We start from the raw sequence: 20,807 nt of genomic DNA on the forward strand, positions 1-20,807 counted from the left end.
ACATTGCCGAACCCGCCGCCATGGCGGGTTCGGCATTTTTAATCCCCGCATAATCCCCGCCGCGCAGCCTCGCTCCTGACTTTTGCAGGTCAGGCAACAGAGAATTGCCGTGAGAGAGATTGATAGCCACCTAACGAAAGGTGCATTCTAGAGGGCTCGTTCGGGTCTTATATCATTCCGAATGATAGTTACCTTTGCTTCATTCGATTCGTGCCATCACACCCCGCCGAGCATCATCCGCCCATCTTCAATACATTGGCGGATGCATCCATGGAACAGTCACTCAAACATTTGCGCTTCCCGTTGGCCATGTTGGCCGTACTGGTGATGAGCGCCTGCGGCAAGACTCCGGAGACTGCCGCCACTATGCCCGCTGCGAAAGTCAGCGTGGCCAAGGTGATCGAACAACCAGTCAACGAGTGGGACGAATTCACCGGGCGCCTCGAAGCGCCAGAAACCGTTGAAATCCGTCCACGGGTCTCCGGCCAGATTGACGAGGTGGCTTTCACCGAAGGCGCACTGGTCAAGAAAGGCGACCTGCTGTTCCAGATCGACCCGCGTCCGTTCCAGGCTGAGGTGCGCCGCCTCGAAGCATTGGTCGCCCAGTCCCGCGCCAACGCCACCCGCAGTGAAAACGAAGCCGGACGTGGTGAGCGTCTGCGCGCCAGCAACGCCATTTCCGCCGAACTGGCCGACTCGCGCACCAGCGCTGCACAGGAAGCCCGCGCCGCCGTCGGTGCCCTGCAAGCGCAACTGGATCTGGCCAAACTGAACCTCAGCTTCACCCGCGTGACCGCGCCGATCAGTGGCCGCGTCAGCCGTGCCGAAATTACCGCAGGTAACCTGGTAACCGCCGACACCACACCACTGACCAGCGTGGTTTCCACCGACCGTGTCTACGCCTACTTCGACGCCGACGAGCGCGTGTTCCTCAAATACACCCAACTCGCCCGTAACGGTCAGCGCGGTGCCACCACTCCGGTGTACATGGGCCTGTCCAACGAAGACGGCAACCCGCACCTCGGCCAGATGAACTTCGTCGACAACCAGGTCAACCCGAAAACCGGCACCATCCGTGGTCGCGCGGTGTTCGACAACCGCGACGGCACCTACACCCCGGGCCTGTACGCACGCCTGAAACTGGTCGGCAGCGGCACCTACAACGCCATGCTGATCAACGACGAAGCGGTCGGTACCGACCTCGGCAAGAAGTTTGTGCTGGTGATGGATGCGGACAACAAAACCGCGTACCGCGCCGTCGAACTGGGTCCGAAAATCGAAGGCCTGCGCATCGTCCGTAACGGCCTGAACAAGGACGACACGATCATCGTCAAGGGTCTGCAACGGGTTCGCCCTGGCTCACCGGTCACTCCTGAAGTGGTGCCAATGGCCAGCGAACAGACCATCGCGGCACTCGCTCAACAACGTCAAGCGCTGGAAGCCAGCAACCTGCCCAAAGTCGCCCCTGCCAAGGGTGCGTCCGGTTCGGTTGTGAAGCTGGCTGCTACGACCCCACGCGGTTAAGGGACGACAACTCCGATGAATTTTTCCCAATTCTTCATTTCACGGCCGATCTTCGCAGCGGTGCTCTCGCTGTTGATCCTGATCGCCGGTGCGATCTCGCTGTTCCAGCTACCGATCAGCGAATACCCGGAAGTCGTGCCACCGACCGTGGTGGTACGTGCCAACTTCCCGGGCGCCAACCCTAAAGTCATCGGTGAAACCGTGGCCGCTCCGCTGGAGCAGGCCATCACCGGCGTCGAGAACATGCTGTACATGTCCTCGCAGTCGACCGCCGACGGCAAGATCACCCTGACCATCACCTTCGCTCTGGGCACTGACCTGGACAATGCGCAGGTGCAGGTGCAAAACCGGGTGACCCGTACCGAACCGAAGCTTCCCGAGGAAGTGACGCGCATCGGTATCACCGTCGACAAGGCCTCGCCCGACCTGACCATGGTTGTGCACTTGACCTCCCCGGACAAGCGCTACGACATGCTCTACCTGTCCAACTACGCGATCCTCAACATCAAGGATGAGCTCGCTCGTCTGAACGGTGTTGGTGATGTGCAGTTGTTTGGTATGGGCGATTACTCGCTGCGGGTCTGGCTCGATCCGAACAAGACCGCTTCGCGCAATCTGACCGCAACGGATGTGGTCACCGCGATTCGTGAGCAAAACCGCCAGGTCGCGGCCGGTCAATTGGGTGCGCCCCCTGCCCCGAATGCCCAGAGCTTCCAGCTGTCGGTCAATACTCAGGGCCGTCTGGTCTCCGAGGAAGAGTTCGAGAACATCATCATTCGTGCAGGCGACGACGGTGAAATCACTCGTCTCAAAGACATCGCTCGCGTTGAACTCGGTTCCAGTCAATACGCCCTGCGCTCGTTGCTGGACAATCAGCCGGCGGTAGCCATCCCGATCTTCCAGCGTCCAGGCTCCAATGCCATCGACATCTCGAACGACGTTCGGGCGAAAATGGACGAGTTGAAGAAAGGCTTCCCGCAAGGCATGGACTACAGCATCGTCTATGACCCGACGATCTTTGTGCGCGGCTCGATCGAGGCGGTGGTTCACACCCTCTTCGAAGCACTGATTCTCGTGGTACTGGTGGTTATCCTGTTCCTGCAAACCTGGCGCGCCTCGATCATTCCGTTGGTGGCGGTGCCGGTATCGTTGATCGGTACGTTTGCGGTGATGCACCTGTTCGGCTTCTCGCTCAATGCGCTCTCGCTATTCGGCCTGGTACTGGCCATCGGTATCGTGGTGGACGACGCCATCGTGGTGGTGGAGAACGTCGAGCGCAATATCGAGCTCGGATTGAATCCGGTCGAAGCCACCAAGCGCGCCATGCGTGAAGTGACCGGCCCGATCGTTGCCACGGCGCTGGTGCTGTGTGCGGTGTTCATTCCGGCAGCGTTCATCTCCGGTCTTACCGGGCAGTTCTACAAACAGTTTGCACTGACCATCGCCATCTCGACCGTGATCTCGGCGTTCAACTCGCTGACCCTCTCGCCAGCACTGGCCGCTGTGTTGCTGAAAAGCCACGACGCACCGAAAGACCGCTTCTCCAAAGTGCTCGACAAGATCTTCGGTGGTTGGCTGTTCCGTCCGTTCAACCGCTTCTTCGACCGCGCCAGCCATGGCTACGTCGGTACGGTGGGCCGGGTTATCCGCAGCAGCGGCATCGCCCTTCTGCTCTACGCCGGTCTGATGGTCCTGACCTTCTTCGGTTTCTCCAGCACGCCGACCGGTTTCGTACCCGGCCAGGACAAGCAATACCTGGTGGCCTTCGCACAACTGCCGGATGCTTCGAGCCTGGATCGCACCGAAGACGTGATCAAGCGCATGTCCGAGCTGGCGCTGAAACAGCCAGGCGTGGAAAGCGCCGTTGCGTTCCCGGGTCTGTCGATCAACGGTTTCACCAACAGCCCGAACGCCGGCATCGTCTTCGTGACGCTGAAACCGTTCGACGAGCGTAAAGACCCGAGCATGTCCGCCGGTGCAATTGCCGGTGCCTTGAACGGCCAATATGCGAACATTCAAGAGGCGTACATGGCGATCTTCCCGCCACCGCCGGTACAAGGTCTGGGCACCATTGGTGGTTTCCGTCTGCAAATCGAAGACCGGGGCAACCTGGGCTACGACGAGCTGTACAAAGAAACCATGAACATCATTAACAAGAGCCACAGCGTGCCGGAACTGGCGGGCCTGTTCACTAGCTACACGGTGAACGTGCCACAGGTCGATGCCGCCATCGACCGTGAAAAAGCCAAGACCCACGGCGTGGCCGTCAGCGACATCTTCGACACCCTGCAGATCTACCTGGGCTCGCTGTATGCCAACGACTTCAACCGCTTCGGGCGCACCTATCAGGTCAACGTTCAGGCCGAACAACAGTTCCGCCTCGAATCCGATCAGATCGGTCAGCTGAAAGTGCGCAACAACAAAGGCGAAATGATCCCGCTGGCGACCTTCATCAAAGTCAGCGACACCTCGGGCCCGGATCGCGTGATGCACTACAACGGCTTCATCACCGCAGAAATCAACGGTGCGGCAGCTCCCGGTTACAGCTCCGGCCAAGCCGAGAAAGCCATCGAGAAACTGCTGAAAGATGAACTGCCGAACGGCATGACCTACGAGTGGACCGACCTGACCTACCAGCAGATTCTGTCCGGCAACACCGCGTTGTTCGTGTTCCCGCTCTGCGTACTGCTGGCGTTCCTGGTGCTCGCCGCTCAATACGAAAGCTGGAGCCTGCCATTGGCGGTAATCCTGATCGTACCGATGACCCTGCTGTCGGCCATCACCGGCGTGATCATCTCGGGCGGTGACAACAACATCTTTACCCAGATCGGCTTGATCGTACTGGTCGGACTTGCCTGTAAGAACGCGATTCTGATCGTCGAGTTCGCCAAGGACAAACAGGAAGAAGGCCTCGACCCGCTCGCTGCGGTACTGGAAGCCTGCCGTCTGCGTCTGCGGCCGATCCTGATGACTTCCTTCGCGTTCATCATGGGTGTGGTGCCGCTGGTGTTCTCCAGCGGTGCCGGTGCCGAGATGCGTCACGCCATGGGTGTGGCAGTGTTCTCCGGGATGCTCGGGGTGACCTTCTTCGGTCTGTTGCTGACACCTGTGTTCTACGTACTGATCCGTAACTTTGTCGAACGCGGTGAAGCCCGCAAAGCGGCCAAAGCTCTGAAACTGGAGGCGCAACAATGAGTCTGAAAGTCTTCCTGCCGAGTCTGCTGGTGCTGGCCCTCAGTGCCTGCGCCGTCGGCCCCGACTACAAGACCCCAGCCACGGAGGCGGCCAACATCACGGCCGTCACCGACGGCGCCGCCGGGCAAAAGAACTTCGACCGCTCGAAATTCGAAGGCATCTGGTGGCAGCAATTCGACGATCCGACCCTCAACCAGTTGGTGACCCAATCGCTGCAAGGCAACCGTGAACTGCGCGTGGCGTTCGCCCGCTGGAAAGCCGCCCGGGCGATCCGCGACGACGCCAGCAACGATGCGATGCCGACCATCACCAGCCGCGCCAGCAGTGATCTGGCCAAGGGGCAAATCCCTGGCCAGACCACCGACCGGGTCAATAGCGAACGCTATGACCTCGGTCTGGACATGGCCTGGGAGCTGGATCTGTTTGGCCGCATCCAGCGCAATCTGGAAGCCAGCAACGCCGACCAGCAAGCGGCCGAAGCCGATCTGTATCAACTGCAAGTCACCATGATTGCCGAACTGGTCGATGCTTACGGTCAACTGCGCGGTGCCCAGCTGCGCGAAAAGATCGCCGTGGCCAACCTGAACAATCAGGTGGAGTCGCGCAAGATCACCATCAGCCTGCGAGACGCCGGTGTCGGTGATCAGCTCGATGTCGAGCGCGCCGATGCGCGTCTGGCCAACGTTGAAGCCACCGTGCCGCAGTTGCAGGCGGAACAGGTTCGGCAGAAGAACCGCATCGCCACCCTGCTCGGTGAGCGTCCGGACAAGCTGACCGTCGATCTGAGCCCGAAAGACTTGCCGGCGATTGCCAAGGCCTTGCCGATCGGAGATCCGGGCGAACTGCTGCAGCGTCGTCCAGACATTCTCAGCGCTGAACGCAATCTGGCTTCGGCCACGGCGCGTATCGGCGTGGCGAAAGCCGATCTGTTCCCTCGGGTCAGCCTTAGCGGCTTCCTCGGCTGGACGGCCGGGCGTGGTTCGCAGATCGGTTCCTCGGCGGCCAACGCTTGGGCTCTCGGCCCGAGCATCACGTGGGCGGCGTTCGACCTTGGCAGCGTACGCGCCCGTTTGCGTGGCGCCGATGCTGAGGCCGAAGGCGCACTGGCGACTTACGAGCAACAAGTGCTGCTGGCCCTGGAAGAGTCGGAAAACGCTTTCAGCGATTACGGCAAACGCCAGCAACGCCTGATCTCGCTGATCCGTCAGAGCGAATCGAGCCGCAAGGCTGCCGACCTGGCTGAAATTCGCTATCGCGAAGGCACGACTGACTTCCTCGTGCTGCTCGACGCTCAACGTGAACGGTTGAACGCCGAGGACAGTCAGGCCCAGGCCGAAGTTGACCTGTATCGCGGCATTGTCGCGATCTACAAGGCCCTTGGCGGCGGCTGGCAACCGGAGACTGTTGCCAGCAAGTAATCGATTGTTAAAGAGCTCCTTTGGTTGGCCGCAACCAACCAAATTTTTTGCCCCGCGTATCATTCGGTCGCGGGGCTTTTTTATGCCTCGAAAATCACACCCTCTTCTGTAAGAGCTGCCGCAGACTGCGATCTTTCGACTTTGCTTTAAAGGAGCAGATCAAAAGATCGCAGCCTGCGGCAGCACCTACAGGGATCAGTTTTCCAGCACGGTGACGGTCGCTGTGGTGCCCGCACGCAAACGGTTTTTGCCGGCGTAGTCGCCATCGATTTCGATCCGTACCGGCACCCGCTGCGCCAGTTTCACCCAGGTGTAACTCGGGTTGATGTTCGCCAGCAGCCGACTGCCCGGCGCGTTCTCCCGGTCGGCAATGGCGAAGGCAATGCTCTGCACCGTACCGCCGAAGGTCTCCCCACTCATCAATTGCACCCGCACCCGATCGCCCTCACCGATTCGCGGTAGTTTGGTTTCTTCGAAATAACCGCTGATGTAGAACGAATCACTGTCGACCAGCGCCAACAACGCGCCGCCACTCACTGCGTAGTCACCTTCGCGAGTCAGCAGGTTAGTGACATAGCCACTGACCGGTGACTCGACACGGGTGCGCTGCAAGTCCAGTTCGGCCTGAGTCATCGCGGCAATCGCCAACTGCACATTGGCTTCGGCCAGGCCGAGATTGGCCTGATTACGTAAAAGATCGGCCTGGGCCACCGCTACATCGGTACTGGATTTCTCCCACTCTTCCCCGGAAATCGCAAAACCCTGCTTGAGCGTACGCCGCCTACGCTCTTCGCTTTGCCGCTGTTTGAGCAAGGCTTCACTGGCAACGATTGCTGCTTGCGACTGGCCCAGCGTCGCCTTGGCCACTTCCACTGAACGTCGCGAATGCTCCACCGCCAACCTGTAACGCGCCGGGTCGATCTCCATCAACAGTTGCCCCTTGTCGACATGCTGGTTGTCCTGCACCGCCAGCCTGACAATGCGCCCCGAGACATCCGCCGACAGCGTCACCACATCCGCCCTCACCCGGGCATCGCGAGTCCACGGTGCGCGGGTGTAATGCTCCCAGGCGAACCAGCCGAGCACGATCGCCAGCAACACCACCGCCAACGTGATCAATCGCGTGAATAACACTTTCAAGGCATCAGGCTCCCATCAGCAAAATCAGCGTGGCACAGACGCAGGCATATAGGGCGCCTTCGAACAGCGCTTCATGCCAGACCAGGCGCAGCACACCCAGACGCCGCAATCCCCAGTCGAGCAGCATGAATATCGGTATGGCCAACAATAGCGCCTGGGCAATGGGCGGCAGGTAGACACCGCCAATCTCGAAATCAATGGGCAAGGGCTGCTTCTCCTTCCGGGACAGATTGCTGGATGGCGTCACCGTGGCGCTGCAGGAATGACACGACGATCAACAGGGCCACGCGCATGCGAAACAACGACCACACATGCTCATGACTGGCGACGTGCAATTCATCCAGTTCGTCGCCCAGTGTGTGCAGCATGGTCAGCAGTGGTGCCAATTGCACATCCTGACGCCCGGCGACAAAACGCCCGGTTTTGCGCACGGCCGAAGCAAGACGCTGATTGAAGGTGTCTGTCAGCAGCGCATTGTTGTGTGCCTGCTGACGCAGTTGATGCATCGCCACACCCAGCGCAACACACGCCAGGCTGATTTCGTAAAGTTGCTGCATCGCGCGGCTGTTCACCGCCGGCAGCAGGCCGAGCATGCTGGTCAGACGATCGACCATGCGGCTTTCGAAAGCGAACTGTTGTTCATCGGTCGCGGGGGTTTTGGTTAGCGCATACACCTGCTCGCGCGCTTCGTTGTACAAGCGACGAAGGCGCCACGCCGGGCGAAACGGGAAAATCCATGCGTAGACAATCAGGGTAAGCATGGCCGCACTGACGTAGGCGCCGGCGAACTCGAACCATTGAATCGCCGTGTTCTGCCCGGTACCGACATTCTGCGGGCCGATCATCAGGAAACTCGACAACCCCAGTCCCATGCCGATGCCCGCCGTCGCCGGGCTGGCAAGACCAATTGCGATCACATACAGCAGCGGGGCCAGCAGTAATGCCAACAGCTCGAAATCACTGACCGCCGGCACCAGCATGAATTGATAGAACGCCGAGACCACCAGCGCGAGCCCCAAGCCTCGGGCGTAACTTTGCGCGGCCATCAGTGGACGCGGGAAAGTAGCCATCAGCGAACAGAGGATTCCCACCAGAATCATCCCGCCCCGCGCACCGTCCCACGCGGTTTCGATCCAGATCAACCCGGCCACCAGCAACGCAGTGAAAGCGCGAATCGCGTTCATCGACGCCAGGGTGAAGTCCAGATGCAACGGGCTGACCTGACCGCGATAGAGGCAACTGGCCTCGCGCCCTTCCTGGATGGCATCGCTCAATTCGAGGATTTGCTCCAGTTGCTGCAACAGCCGCGCCTGTTCCCAGCGCAGCGCCCAGGCCAGCGAACGTAGCGTGGCACTCATGTCTTCAGTCAGTTGTTCGGCCTGATAAGCGAGCGCCTCGAACTGATGCTGCAGCGTGATAAACCGGTGACGTGTGGGCTCGGGCAATGATCGCCCCTGCTCCGCCAACCGATCGAGGAGCGCCAGTTCGTCCGCACGCAGTCGCTGGATATCCAGCGGCAGCTCCCCCTCCCAACGTTCGGTGAGCAGTTCGCGTTGATGGCGCAGCGCGGTTAATCGCGAGGTCAACAGCATCAGTTGATTGCCCAGCAGCAGCACCAGATGGTTGGCGCTGCGCAATCGCGGTGCATCGAAATACAAGTGTCGCCGCAAGCCTTCAAGTGCGCTGATCTCCCCCAGCAGTTGCATTTGCCGGCGCTGGAAATCGGCCTCGCTTTCTTCCGTGCGAAGCACCGCCGCTGCGTGGCTGGCGGCCAGTTTGATCACTTGATCGACTTTGGCGAAATAACCCTTGGCCACCGCTTGCGGGCGCGCTGTCAGCAGGCTGACGACACACACGCACGCCACGGCCAGCAAGGTTTCGGTCACGCGGGTAACCGCCAGTAAAAACGTACCGTCCTGATCCGGAATCGCCAGTAACGCCACCACCACGGCAGTGTAACCACTGAGCACAAATGCTTGAGAGCTGGTGTAGCGCAGCAACGTACCGCCCGCCGTGCACAGCGCCAGCCATAGGGCCAGAGTGGTAATGAATGGCAGCGGTGCCTGGGGAAAGATCGCCATTATCAACACCGCCACCGCCGCCCCGAGGGTCGTACCGATCACCTGACCGAAACTGCGCGCCAGTGCCATCCCGGCCAACGGCTGGCTGACGATGACTACCGCCATGATCGACCACTTGGGCTGGTCGAGATCGAACAAAAAGGCCAGATACAAAGTCAACAATCCCGCCGCGATGGTTCGCAGGGCAAACAGCAGGACGGCCTGACCGGGATGGATCACGGCCTTGAAATAATTGAACAGGGCTTGCATGGGCACACTCATCGAAGCGACTTCTGCAAGCGTAGACACTGCATCGAAAGCCTGACGGGTAACTGAGTCGACGCAGCTTGTAGGGCGATTCGCATGCACAGGGTTTGACTCGTGGCCCGCGCTGACCGAAGCTTGCCGTTCTGCTCAAGAACGCCTGTTTCGGAAACCTGCATGCCTCAGTCGCGCCGCTACCTGCTTATCAGCCTGGGCCTTGTGCTTGTCGTCATTGTCGCGTGGTTGTCCGTGCGCAGCACCGTGCCGGTCATACCCGATGCGATCAAACACGGCTATAGCGAAGCGCTGGATGCCGCCCGCAAGGGTCAACCGGGCGCGGCGCGTCAGCTATATCAACAGCTGGGCCGTCCGGACATCTCGGTCAAGCGCCGCGTGTGGCTGCATGGCGAGCTGCCTAACTATCCGAGTCCACAGGCGTTGAAGCTGGCCGACACCGACCTGCAAAACGAATCCCCAGCCGTGCGGCTGGCGGCGATCAAAAGCGTGGTGGGGCTGGTGCCAGGCGGGCAACGCAGCCTGTTGCTCGGACCAATGCTCGATGATGAAGATCAAACCGTGCGCTTTGCCGCCATCAACGCTCTGCTCGGCTTGACCCCGGATGAACTGGGTCTGTACTTCGCACCGCTGCAACAAGCAATCGACGGCTGGGAACAAACGCTCAAGGCGCAACCGGAAAGCGCCGCCAACTACGCGCAAATCGCTCGGCTGCATCTACACAACGCCGAACTCAAGGAGGCGCAGGTCGCGCTCGATAACACCCTGCGCCTGGAGCCCGGCAATCTGCAGGCGCTGGTGATGCAGATCGATGTCCTCGATCGCCAGGGCCAGACCGACGCCGCCCGGCAATTGCTGGGGCAACAACTCAAAGCGCAACCCGATTCTGCTTACCTGCAACATGCTCTGGGTCTTTGGCTGTTACACCACGATCAGCGCGAATACGCCCTGCTCGGCTTGTCCAAAGCCGTCGAACTTGAGCCAGACAACAAGGATTACCGCTACGACCTCGCCACCACCCTGCACAGCGCCGAAGAACTGGAAGCGGCACAAAAGCAATTGCAGGAAATCGTCCAGCGCCACCCCGCTGACCGCAAGGCGCGGGTCTTGTTGATCAACTACTGGAAAGAAAGCGGTCAACTGCAGAATGTGCAGATTCTGTTGGCGCAACTGGAACAACTCAACCCGGATGACCCGGCCTTGCAGCAAGGCCTCTGACCCACTTTCGACAGCTCTTTCGACACATCTCGCAAGGAATTTCGGAACTGCCATCACGCCAAAGGGTCAAGTTAATCAGGCCGCGCGATTCTGTTGGCGGCCTCGCTTCCCTTAGTCATGAGAGGGCATTTTTTGTCTACTTCTAACGAGTTGATCAGTGCGAAAGCCGCTACCGGCATTGTGGGTCTGGACGACATCCTGGCCGGTGGTTTGTCTCGCGGTCATGTTTTCTTGCTGGAGGGTGAACCCGGTACCGGCAAAACCACGGTCGCTTTGCATTTTCTCCTGGCCGGCGCGAAAGCCGGCGAACGCTCGTTGTACATCACGCTCTCGGAAACCGAGCGCGAACTAAGGCAAGGGGCGTCGTCCCACGGCTGGACGCTGGATGACAACATCAAGATCTTCGAGCTGACGCCCCCGGAAAGCCTGCTCAATGCCGAGCATCAGCAGAGCCTGTTGTATTCCTCCGACCTGGAACTGGGCGAAGCCACCAAGCAGATTTTCGAAGCAGTCGAACGCTTCAAGCCGACGCGCGTGGTGCTCGACAGCCTGTCGGAGATCCGTTTGCTGGCGCAGAGTTCGTTGCGTTATCGCCGACAGATTCTGGCGATCAAGCATTACTTCGTGCGCTACAACGCCACCGTATTGCTGCTTGACGACCTGACCACCGAGTCGCTCGACAAGACTGTGCACAGCGTTGCTCACGGGGTCATTCGCCTCGAAGAGCTGACACCTAACTACGGCGCCGAGCGCCGACGCGTGCGGGTGGTCAAGTACCGCGGCCAGAAGTATCGCGGTGGTTTCCATGACTTCACCATCATGGGCGACGGCGTGCATGTATTCCCACGACTGGTGGCGGCCGAACATCGCGGCGAGTACGCGCGATTGCAACTCTCGAGCGGCATCCCGGAAATGGACGCGCTCCTCGGCGGCGGCATCGAGACCGGCTCCAGTACGCTGATTCTCGGCCCTGCCGGTACCGGTAAATCGCTGATCTCGATGATCTTCGCTGCCGCTGCCGTACTACGCGGGGAAAAAGCCGCGCTGTTTATCTTCGATGAAGAACTCGGCCTGCTGTTTGAGCGGATGAAAAACATCGGCATCGACCTGAAAGCCTTGCAGGCCACCGGCAATCTGTTGATCGAACAAGTCGACGCCGCTGAACTGTCGCCAGGTGAGTTCTCCCATCGCGTGCGACGCTGCGTCGATGAAGGTCAAATCAAAACCGTGGTCATCGACAGCATCAACGGCTATCAGGCGGCAATGCCGGAAGAAAACGCGCTGGTGCTGCACATGCACGAGTTGTTGCTGTACCTGAACCGCAAAGGCGCGGCGACGTTCATGACGGTCGCCCAGCATGGTCTGGTCGGCGACATGCAAGCGCCGGTCGACATTACTTATCTGGCTGACACGGTGATTCTGTTGCGCTACTTCGAAGCACTGGGCAAAGTCCGCCGCGCGATCTCGATCATCAAGAAACGCACCGGCAGCCACGAATCGACCATTCGTGAATACCGCATTTCCACGCAAGGCATGACCATCGGTGAACCGCTGGAAGCCTTTCAAGGCGTGCTGCGAGGCGTCCCCACCTACCTCGGCGCGAGTAATCCGCTGTTGCAGGAAGAACACTTGTGACGGTTCAGGTGCCGCTGGCCGAACGGGCGCTGATTCTGGCGCCGGTGGGTCGCGACAGCCAGATTGCGCTGATGATCCTCAACGAGGCCGGCTACAGCGGACTCGTCACGCCAGGTCTGGATTCGCTGTGCACGGAGCTTGAACAGGGTGCCGGTCTGGTGCTGGTCGCCGCCGAAGCCTTGCGCGGACCGGAACTGGAAGCGCTGTTCCTGCACCTGGAGCAGCAGCCGGCGTGGTCGGATCTGCCCATTGTGCTGTTGACCCATCACGGCGGCCAGGAACAAGGCCCCTCCTCGCGGTTGAGCGATCTGTTGGGCAACGTGACATTCCTTGAGCGACCGTTCCATCCCGCGACACTGGTCAGTATGGTGTCCGCCGCATTGCGCGGCCGACGACGACAGTACGAGGCCCGCGACCGGCTGGTTGACCTCAGTGAAAGCGAGCGACGTCTGCAATCGACCCTGGAAACCCTTGAACAACAGGTCGAAGAGCGCACCGCACAACTGCGGCACAATGAAGAAGCCCTGCGCCAATCGCAGAAAATGGAAGCTGTCGGCCAACTCACTGGCGGTATCGCCCACGACTTCAACAACATGCTGACTGGCATCATCGGCAGCCTTGAGTTGTTACGTCGGCGCCTGGCCCGTGGACGTCTGGACGACCTCGACAGCCTGATCGATCTGGGCGTGACTTCGGCCAACCGTGCCGCCAGTCTGACCCACCGCCTGCTGGCATTTTCGCGTCGGCAATCACTCGATTCAAAAGCTGTGCAGATGAACACCCTGGTGCTGTCCATGGGTGAACTGCTGCAACGCAGCCTCAACGAAAGCATTCAACTGGACATGCGCCTCAACGACAAGTTGTGGGTCGCAGAGGCCGACCCCAATCAACTGGAAAGCGCCCTGCTCAACCTGGTCATTAATGCCCGCGACGCCATGCCCGACGGCGGCAAACTGGTGGTCGAGACCAGTAATCAGGTACTCAAGCGCGAATTCACCGAGGCCTACAGCAATCTCGAACCCGGTGATTACGTGATGCTCAGTGTCACCGACAACGGCAGCGGCATGCCGCAAAGTGTCATCAACCGGGCGTTCGATCCTTTTTTCACCACCAAACCGATTGGTCAGGGCACCGGGCTGGGCCTGTCGATGATCTACGGGTTCAGCAAGCAGTCCCGTGGCCATGTCTCGATTCACAGCGAGATCGATGAAGGCACCACGGTAAAACTTTATCTGCCGCGCTTTCGCGGTGAAGAACTGTCCAGTCCAGACTCGGCTATTCAACAAGCCCCGAATGCGCTGGACGGCGAAACCGTGCTGATCGTCGAGGACGACCCGGCAGTGCGCGTGCTGGTCTGCGCGGTGCTCGGTGAGTTGGGCTATGCCTTTGTCGAAGCCTGGGATGCTGACAGCGCCGTGCCGATTCTGAATTCGACGCAGCGTATCGATCTGCTGATCAGCGATGTCGGCCTGCCGGGCATGAACGGCCGGCAACTGGCAGAAGTCGGCCGCCAATATCGTCCGGGGCTGAAGGTTCTGTTTATCACCGGCTACGCCGAGCACGCCGCAGTGCGTGGCGGGTTCCTCGATTCGGGGATGCAGATGATCACCAAACCGTTCACTTTCGACCTGTTGACCGCCAAAGTGCGGGAGATGATCGAAAGCTGAAACCGCTGAAACTGTAGGAGCTGCCGAAGGCTGCGATCTTTTGATCTTGTTCTTGATCATCAACATCAAAAGATCGCAGCCTTCGGCAGCTCCTACAGGGCTTTACGCGAGCAATTCCTGAATCTTTTCCTGCAACACATCCAGGTCGAATGGTTTTTCCAGGATCGGCGCCTTGCGTGTGATCGGGCTGCCGGTTTCGCGGATTTCCTGCGGATAGCCGCTGATGAAAATCACCTTCAGGTCCGGGCGCAATTTGACGGCCGGTTCAGCGATCTGCACGCCGGAGATCCCGCCCGGCAAACGGAAATCGGTGATCAACATGTCCAGATGTGGCTTGCGCGCAAGAATCTCGAACGCCTGCTCGCCGTTTTCCGCCTGCAACACGCGATACCCCTGCCCTGACAAGTAATCCGTCAGGACCATCAAGATAACCGGTTCGTCCTCGACGACGAGTACTACATCTTGTGCATCTACGCTCATGGGAAGCCTTTGTTCAGTCAATAGCTGCTGATACGACCGTACGGTCAATCAGAGGTTGCGTCGGATGTGCCGTTTTCCTGAATTGGCAGACAAACGCGAAACAGGGCGCCTTCGTTGATTTCACTCTCGACGACGATGGAGCCGCCATGGGCGGCGACGATCTGCTCGGAAATGAACAGACCCAGCCCGAGCCCGGCCACTACCGTCTTGGCGGAAACCCGTTCGAACTGTTGGAAAATACGCTTCTGGTTCTCTTGGCTGATGCCGATGCCACGGTCCTGCACCTCGACCCGCGCCTCATCACCTTCACGGTAAACCCGCACCTGAATCGGGCTGCGACCGCCATAGCGCAGGGCGTTGGTGAGCAGATTGGTCACCACCTGCTCGATACGGAACTCGTCCCAATGGCCTTCCACCGGTACAGGCGCGGTGAACGACACTTCGGTTTCAGCAGCTTCGATCTGTGCCGCGAAGTTTTGCAGCAGGTTGCTCACCAGTTGCACCAGATCGAAACGGCTCGGTCGGATCGACAATTTGCCGGTGCGAATGCGTGACACGTCGAGCATGTCTTCGATCAGGCGGATCAGGCTTTTGATCTGGCGTTCATCGCGGTCGACCATGGCGTGCATCTTGTCGAGGGTGAACGCCGCAGCGTTGTCGCGGGCCAGGTGCATCTTGCGCAGCTGGGTTTCAAGGATCAGGCCATTAAGCGGCGTGCGCACTTCATGGGCGACGATGGACATGAAGTCATCGCGCATGCGCACCGCCTGCTCCAGTTCCAGCTGGGTGCTTTGCAGTTGTTGCAACAGTGCTTCCTGCTCGCGACGGGCCTGCTCCAGCGCTTCGAGCTGTTGCTTCATCGCCTTGCTCTGACGGTACAGATCGACGAAGACGTTGACCTTGCTCTTCACCGCGTGGATATCCAGCGGCTTGTGCAGAAAGTCCACTGCCCCGCTCTCGTAGCCCTTGAACGCGTAATTGAGTTCACGGCCGGCAGCGCTGACAAAAATGATCGGGATGTTCTTGGTTTTCTCGGTGCCGCGCATCAACTCGGCAAGCTCGAAGCCGTTCATGCCCGGCATCTGCACATCGAGGATGGCCATGGCGAACTCGTGTTGCAGCAGCAACGACAGCGCTTCATCCGCCGACAAGGCTTTGTAGACAGTACGGTCTTCACGCTTGATCAGCGCTTCGAGCGCCAGCAGGTTCTCCGGCAGATCGTCGACGATCAGCAGTTTGGCTTGGATATTACTCAGCATGCGATTCGTTCCAGCTCGACAAGCAGACGGCCGATGCCGTGAATGGGTAGGACATGGTCCGGCTGCTGAATCTTCAGTGCAGCCAAGGGCATGGTGGCGACTTGCGCGTCTTCGGGGTCTTGAACGATGGTCAGGCCACCGCGGCGTTTGACTTGCGCCAGCCCGCGCGCGCCATCGTGATTGGCGCCGGTGAGCAGTACGGCGGCCAGCGACTCTCCGTAGGCGTCAGCCGCCGATTCAAACAGATAGTCGATCGATGGCCGGGAATAATGCACGCGCTCCTCAAGGCTCAGCGAGAGGCTGCGATCCTGCTCCACCGACAGGTGATAACCCGGCGTGGCGAAATACACATTGCCGGCAACGATATCCTGCTTGTCAGCAGCCTCGTGCACCGGCATGTCCACGCGGCGGGCGAAGACTTCGGCCAATTGACTACGGCGTTCTTCGGGCAGATGCAGGACCACAACGATCGGCAACCTATAGCCTCGGCGCAGCGGTCCGAGCAGGCTCAGCAGCGCCTCGACGCCGCCGGCGGAAGCCCCGACCACAATCGCCTCGACGCGAGGTAAATCCACGGCCTCGTTCATGTTTTGCGGTAGATCCGTTCTTGTTTGACCAGCGGTTCGAACTGGTTCGCGTAACCGGAGAAATCCAGCGTTTCCTTGCTGCCCAGCACCAGAAATCCACGGTGGCACAGCGATTCATGAAACAGACCGAAGGCTCGGTCCTGAAGTTTCTTGTTGAAGTAAATCAGTACGTTGCGACAGGAAATCAATTGGGTTTCGGAGAACACACTGTCCGTCGCCAGACTATGGTCGGCGAAGGTCACGTTCTCGCACAGGCTCTTGTCGAAAATCGCATAACCGTACGCTGCCGTGTAGTAGTCGGCAAACGAACGCTGACCACCGGCCTGCTGATAGTTGGCCGTATACGCACGAACATTCTCCATGGAGAAAATCCCCTGCTTGGCCTTGTCCAGCGAGCGCGGGTTGATATCGGTGGCATAGATGATCGTGCGATCGAGCAGGCCTTCTTCGCGCAACAAAATCGCCATCGAATAGACCTCCTCGCCCGTGCTGCACCCGGCAATCCAGATCTTGATCGACGGATAGGTGCGCAGCAACGGCACCACTTCCCTGCGAATGGCGAGGAAGTGCGACGGATCGCGGAACATCTCGCTGACCGGAATCGTCAGCAATTGCAGCAACTGCATGAACGCCGTCGGATCGTGCAGGACTTTTTCCTGCAGCGCCGAAATGGTCGCGCATTCGAACTGGCTCAGCGCGTGCTGCACCCGGCGCTTGATTGAAGCGCCGGAGTAATCGCGAAAATCGTAGCTGTACTTGAGGTAAATCGCCTCAATCAACAAGCGCAGTTCGATTTCACTGTTTCGTTCAGCTGGCGTACTACGTTCCACTAAATGCGTTCCATCTTCGGTAACCACACGCGAATCAGCGAGAACAAGCGATCCAGGTCGATAGGCTTGGCCAGGTAATCATTGGCGCCCGCCTGCAGGCAGCGCTCCTGATCGTCTTTCATGGCCTTGGCCGTTACCGCGATGATCGGCAGCTTGCGCCAGCGCGGATCCTTGCGGATTTCAATGGTGGCTTCGAAACCATCCATTTCCGGCATCATCACGTCCATCAACACCAGATCGATGTCCTCGACTTCATTGAGTCTTTCAATCGCCTCACGACCGTTACGGCCGATCACCACGACTGCGCCTTTGGTCTCCAGGGCACTGGTGAGGGCGAAAATGTTGCGCACATCGTCGTCCACCAGCAGCACCTTGCGACCCTCGAAGACCTTGTCGCGGCTGCGCGCGGTCTTGAGCATCTTCTGCCGTTCATGGGACAACTGCGATTCGACTTTGTGCAGAAAGAGTGTGACCTCATCCAGCAAGCGCTCTGGCGAGCGTGCGCCCTTGATGATGATCGAGCGCGAGTACTTGCGCAGTTCGGCCTCTTCATCGCGAGTCAGGTTGCGTCCGGTATAGACGATGACCGGCGGGAACGAGCAGATGTCCTCGGTGGACATGCGCTTGAGCAGGTCATTGCCGAGCATGTCCGGCAATTTCAGGTCGATGACCATGCAGTCGTAGATCGTCGTGCGCAGCAGCTCCAGCGCGTCCTGCGCGAGGCCGACGGCGGTGATTTCGATGTCTTCGTCGCCGATCAGTCGGGCAATGCTCTCGCGCTGCAAGTCGTCGTCCTCGACCAACAGCACGCGTTTGACCTTCTGGGTCAGCTTGGCCTCAAGACGGGCGAACACGTCCTTGAGCTCTTCGCGGGTGGTCGGTTTGACCGCGTAACCGATCGCACCCATGTGCATCGCCGCTTCGACGCGGTCCTCGACGGAAATCACATGCACCGGGATGTGCCGGGTTCCGGCGTGTTCCTTCAGACGCTGCAGCACGGTGAGGCCGGAGTGATCCGGCAGACGCATGTCGAGCAGGATGGCATCCGGGACGAATTCTTTGGCCAGGTCGTAGCCCTCGTCCGCGCCATGAGCCACCAGGCACTGATAGCCAAGCTCATGCGCCAGATCGTAGAGGATATGCGCAAAGTTCGGCTCGTCTTCCACCACCAGGATGCAGCGCGTGGCGAATGGCGCTTTGTTACGGTCATCGGCGAAGCGCGGAATGTGCACCGGCGTCAACGGCGAAACAACCGGCGCCAGTGGCACGCTGGCCACCGCCGCTGGCGGGGTAAAGGTCAACGGAGCGAACGGCACTTCATTGGTCTCGTCGAACTGCTGCGGCAACACCAGCGTGAACACACTGCCCTGGCCCGGCGTACTGCTGACGCTGATCGAACCGCCGAGCAAGGTCGCCAGATCCCGCGAAATCGACAGGCCCAGACCGGTGCCGCCGTACTTGCGGTTAGTGGTGCCGTCGGCCTGGCGGAAGGCTTCGAAAATGCTTTCCTGCTGATCGGCAGCAATGCCAATACCCGAATCGCGCACGATGAACGCGACGCGATCATCCGGCTGGCCGGCAATGGTCAGGCTGACTGCGCCCTTCTCGGTGAACTTCACGGCGTTGGACAGCAGGTTCTTGATCACCTGCTCCAGACGCTGACGGTCGGTGTAGAGCATGCCCGGCGCGCCAGGTTGCAAATCGACACTGAAGGTCAGCTGCTTGTCTGCCGCCAGAGGCTCGAACACGCTGCGCAGACCATCGGCCAGACGCGCCACGCTGGTGTTCTCCGGAATCACTTCGAGCTTGCCCGCCTCGACCTTGGAGATGTCCAGAATATCGTTGATCAGGTTGAGCAGATCGTTGCCGGCAGAGTAGATCGATTCGGCAAACTTGACCTGTTCGGCGCTGAGGTTGTCTTGCGGGTTCTCCGCCAGCAGCTTGGCCAGAATCAGCGAACTGTTGAGCGGTGTGCGCAGTTCGTGGGACATGTTGGCGAGGAATTCGGACTTGTACTTGCTCGAACGCTGCAACTCTTCGGCGCGTTCTTCGAGTTGTACCTGGGCCTGGTTGAGTTCGGTGTTCTTCAGGTCCATGGCGTCGCGCTGTTCGGCCAGGGTCTGCGCCTGCTCGGCGAGTTGCTCGTTGGTCTGCTCCAGTTCGACCTGCTGGGTTTCCAGATGCGCCTGGGACTCCTTGAGAATCCGCGACTGCTCTTCCAGTTCTTCGTTGGCGGTTTTCAGCTCTTCCTGCTGCACCTGCAACTCTTCGTTGAGCTGCTGGGTTTCGGCCAGCACTTCCTGCAAGCGCTGACGGTAGCGCGCAGCTTCGATGGAGGTGCCGATATTGCCGGCAATCAGTTCCAGCAATTCGATATCGCGATCCGTGAGCGGCCGCAGGAAACCCAGTTCGATCACGCCATTGACCCGGTCGTCATCGCTGGTCGGCACTACCAGCACACTGTGCGGCAAGCCCTCGCCCAGCCCAGAACTGACTTTGAAGTAGTCCGACGGCACCGAATCCAGACGGATCAGCCGCGCCTGTTGCGCCACCTGGCCGACAATGCCTTCGCCGCTGTAAATCGACTGATCTTGTTCTTCCTGCTCGCGAGAGAAGCCGTAAGTGGCCACCCGCTTGAGGCCGCCATGTTCTTCACGCACGTACAGCGCGGCCACGGCGGTGCCCAGGTATTGCGCGCAGAACTGCAGAATATTGCGCCCCAGCAAATTCAGCGTCAGTTGCCCCAGCACCTGCTCGGCCAGCTCGGTCTGACCATTGCGCAACCACGCCTGCTGCTCCAGACGTTCGGCACTGGCTTGCTGTGCGGCAAGGTTGGCGCTGTAGTTGGTCGACAGATTGACCAGATCACGACGGCCGATATAGGCCAGCAAGCCGCTGATACCGGCAATGAAAATCAGGTAGAGGCTGATGCTCCAGATCGTGGTGCGGCGCACGTCTTCATTGCGCGTCGTGCGCAGAACCTGTTCGGTTTCGATGACGTCTTCAAATTGCTTGCGGATTTCGTCCGTCAGGCGTTTGCCACGTCCAGCCTTGACCGCGCCCCGGTAATCGCCGCTGGAGCGCTGCAGATCGATCATCGATTGTGCGTAATTGGCCCACTCGATCTGCAAGGCCTGCAAACGACGCAAGCGATCGGTCTGCACCGGGTTATCGGCGGTCAGATCGAGCAAAGTACTGAGCGCCACCGCGATACGCGGTTTGGCAGTTTCGTAAGGGTCAAGGAAATGCTCGTCGCCGCTAAGCAAGAAACCGCGCATGCCGGTTTCCAGGTCCACGGTGAGCTTCACCGCTTCGTTGGCGTTATTGATCACCCGGTCGGTGTGCTCCACCCACTGGATCACCGACAGCAGATAAGTAATCAGCGACACGAAGAACACGGCACTGAGCACACCGACGCCCAAGGGCAGACTGATGTTGCGACTCAGGAGTTTACGAAACCGTTGCTCATCAACCGTAGACGGAGAGGACATGGGGCAGCCTTGTCGAACTGTTGA

Annotated in this window: 14 protein-coding genes; 6 read left to right on the top strand and 8 right to left on the bottom strand. The window is 59.6% G+C overall.

Features of this window, described 5'->3' with window-relative positions; translation table 11 throughout:
• Positions 1-270: 270 nt before the first annotated feature.
• The 3 genes from mexE to PMI23_RS08345 are packed head-to-tail and all read left to right on the top strand — an operon-like array spanning position 271 to position 6,137.
• Positions 271-1,524, top strand: coding sequence for a multidrug efflux RND transporter periplasmic adaptor subunit MexE (gene mexE / locus PMI23_RS08335; protein ID WP_007914931.1), 1,254 nt, complete (start codon positions 271-273; stop codon positions 1,522-1,524).
• Positions 1,525-1,539: 15 nt separating this feature from the next.
• A complete protein-coding gene (locus tag PMI23_RS08340; RefSeq protein ID WP_007914933.1) occupies positions 1,540-4,719 on the top strand; it encodes an efflux RND transporter permease subunit in 3,180 nt (1,059 codons plus the stop codon).
• Positions 4,716-6,137 (top strand): efflux transporter outer membrane subunit, encoded by a 1,422-nt coding sequence (locus tag PMI23_RS08345; protein ID WP_007914935.1) that lies wholly within the window; start codon positions 4,716-4,718, stop codon positions 6,135-6,137. Before PMI23_RS08340 ends, PMI23_RS08345 begins: the two co-directional genes overlap by 4 nt.
• Positions 6,138-6,332: 195 nt before the next feature.
• On the opposite strand, the gene PMI23_RS08350 is transcribed toward PMI23_RS08345, so the two are convergent.
• The 3 genes from PMI23_RS08350 to PMI23_RS08360 are packed head-to-tail and all read right to left on the bottom strand — an operon-like array spanning position 6,333 to position 9,607.
• Positions 6,333-7,277 (bottom strand): HlyD family efflux transporter periplasmic adaptor subunit, encoded by a 945-nt coding sequence (locus PMI23_RS08350; RefSeq protein ID WP_007914936.1) that lies wholly within the window; start codon positions 7,275-7,277, stop codon positions 6,333-6,335.
• Between the two features lie 4 nt (positions 7,278-7,281).
• The gene (locus tag PMI23_RS08355) at positions 7,282-7,482 is read right to left on the bottom strand and encodes a DUF1656 domain-containing protein (RefSeq protein WP_007914938.1); all 201 of its coding nucleotides are present in this window, start codon (positions 7,480-7,482) and stop codon (positions 7,282-7,284) included.
• On the bottom strand, positions 7,472-9,607 hold the full coding sequence (locus tag PMI23_RS08360; RefSeq protein WP_007914940.1) for an FUSC family protein: 2,136 nt from the start codon (positions 9,605-9,607) through the stop codon (positions 7,472-7,474). Before PMI23_RS08360 ends, PMI23_RS08355 begins: the two co-directional genes overlap by 11 nt.
• A gap of 171 nt (positions 9,608-9,778) precedes the next feature.
• Between PMI23_RS08360 and PMI23_RS08365 the strand changes: the two genes are divergently transcribed.
• From PMI23_RS08365 to PMI23_RS08375, 3 genes are all read left to right on the top strand, one after another.
• Entirely contained in the window at positions 9,779-10,834 is a 1,056-nt protein-coding gene (locus tag PMI23_RS08365) for a tetratricopeptide repeat protein (protein WP_007914942.1), read from the top strand.
• A gap of 132 nt (positions 10,835-10,966) precedes the next feature.
• Positions 10,967-12,469 carry an ATPase domain-containing protein gene (locus PMI23_RS08370; RefSeq protein WP_007914943.1) on the top strand — a complete coding sequence of 501 codons (1,503 nt, stop codon included), beginning with the start codon at positions 10,967-10,969 and terminating at the stop codon, positions 12,467-12,469.
• On the top strand, positions 12,466-14,136 hold the full coding sequence (locus PMI23_RS08375) for an ATP-binding protein (RefSeq protein ID WP_007914944.1): 1,671 nt from the start codon (positions 12,466-12,468) through the stop codon (positions 14,134-14,136). The genes PMI23_RS08370 and PMI23_RS08375 overlap by 4 nt, the downstream gene beginning before the upstream one ends.
• Before the next feature lie 102 nt (positions 14,137-14,238).
• Here PMI23_RS08375 and PMI23_RS08380 read toward each other — a convergent pair whose 3' ends face one another.
• Genes PMI23_RS08380 through PMI23_RS08400 form a run of 5 tightly spaced genes read right to left on the bottom strand, consistent with a single transcriptional unit; the run spans position 14,239 to position 20,783 of the window.
• The gene (locus tag PMI23_RS08380; protein WP_007914945.1) at positions 14,239-14,616 is read right to left on the bottom strand and encodes a response regulator; all 378 of its coding nucleotides are present in this window, start codon (positions 14,614-14,616) and stop codon (positions 14,239-14,241) included.
• A 44-nt stretch (positions 14,617-14,660) separates the two neighbouring features.
• A complete protein-coding gene (locus PMI23_RS08385; protein ID WP_007914947.1) occupies positions 14,661-15,875 on the bottom strand; it encodes a hybrid sensor histidine kinase/response regulator in 1,215 nt (404 codons plus the stop codon).
• Positions 15,869-16,462, bottom strand: a complete 594-nt coding sequence (locus tag PMI23_RS08390) for a chemotaxis protein CheB (protein WP_007914949.1) — start codon at positions 16,460-16,462, stop codon at positions 15,869-15,871. Before PMI23_RS08390 ends, PMI23_RS08385 begins: the two co-directional genes overlap by 7 nt.
• Positions 16,459-17,292, bottom strand: a complete 834-nt coding sequence (locus tag PMI23_RS08395; RefSeq protein ID WP_007914952.1) for a CheR family methyltransferase — start codon at positions 17,290-17,292, stop codon at positions 16,459-16,461. The genes PMI23_RS08390 and PMI23_RS08395 overlap by 4 nt, the downstream gene beginning before the upstream one ends.
• A complete protein-coding gene (locus PMI23_RS08400; protein WP_007914954.1) occupies positions 17,292-20,783 on the bottom strand; it encodes a response regulator in 3,492 nt (1,163 codons plus the stop codon). The genes PMI23_RS08395 and PMI23_RS08400 overlap by 1 nt, the downstream gene beginning before the upstream one ends.
• Positions 20,784-20,807: the final 24 nt, after the last annotated feature.

It is taken from the genome of Pseudomonas sp. GM24 (assembly GCF_000282235.1).
Taxonomy (GTDB): Bacteria; Pseudomonadota; Gammaproteobacteria; order Pseudomonadales; family Pseudomonadaceae; genus Aquipseudomonas.